This window comes from bacterium, from assembly GCA_024224155.1.
Taxonomy (GTDB): domain Bacteria; phylum Acidobacteriota; class Thermoanaerobaculia; order Multivoradales; family JAHEKO01; genus CALZIK01.
Window position 1 is genome coordinate 1 of record JAAENP010000514.1, and the last position, 774, is coordinate 774.

1 protein-coding gene is annotated in these 774 nt (G+C 64.1%); it reads left to right on the forward strand.

What is annotated here, in order from left to right; translation table 11 throughout:
- Positions 1-18: 18 nt before the first annotated feature.
- A partial coding sequence (locus tag GY769_24040) for a transposase family protein (GenBank protein MCP4204990.1) occupies positions 19-774 on the forward strand: 756 nt, incomplete at its 3' end.

The window sequence follows — 774 nt, forward strand, 5'->3', positions numbered from 1 at the left end:
GAGTGGCCGGAGGCTCAGATGGGTAAGCCCTCTCGGCGGCCGGCCCGGGAAGTTGCCAAGGCGCGCGCCAAGGCCCAGAAGAAGCTGCGTGAGCAGCAGCGGGCGGCGGGTCTGGTCGCCCGGCCAACGGCCACGATTCCCAACCGCAAGAGCCAGTTGCGCACCCCGGAAGAAGAGCAGCAGGCGCGCCAGGACGCGGCAGGGGGGTACTTCCAGATCCTGCGCTCCCAGCTGCCGTCGCTGCTGGAACGGCTCTCTCACATTCCCGATCCCAGAGAGCCGGGGAAAACCCGCCACAAGCTGACGATGGTGTTGCTCTACGGCATGCTGAGCTTCGTCTTTGAGATGGCCTCGCGGCGCGAAGCCAACCGCAAGATGACGATGCCGACGTTCCAGGCCAACCTGAAGCTTCTGATCCCTGATCTTGAAGAGATCCCCCACCACGACACGCTCTACCGCCTGCTCAGGCGCATGGAGCCCGGCGAGCTCGAGTCCGCCCATCTGGAGCTGGTCGAGCGCTTGATCCGTAAGAAGAAATTCTGCCGCTACTTGATCGGTGGCCACTATCCGATCGCCATCGACGGCACCCAGAAGTGGATGCGCGAGTGGCCTTTCAGCGACCAGGCGCTGGAGCGCAGAGTGGGTGCGGGGGAGCAGAGGAAGACGCAATACTACGTCTATGTCCTGGAGTCCTGCCTGGCGTTGGCCAACGGCATGGTGATTCCGCTGATGAGCGAGTTCCTGGTCCATCGCGACGGCGATGAGTCCACCGAC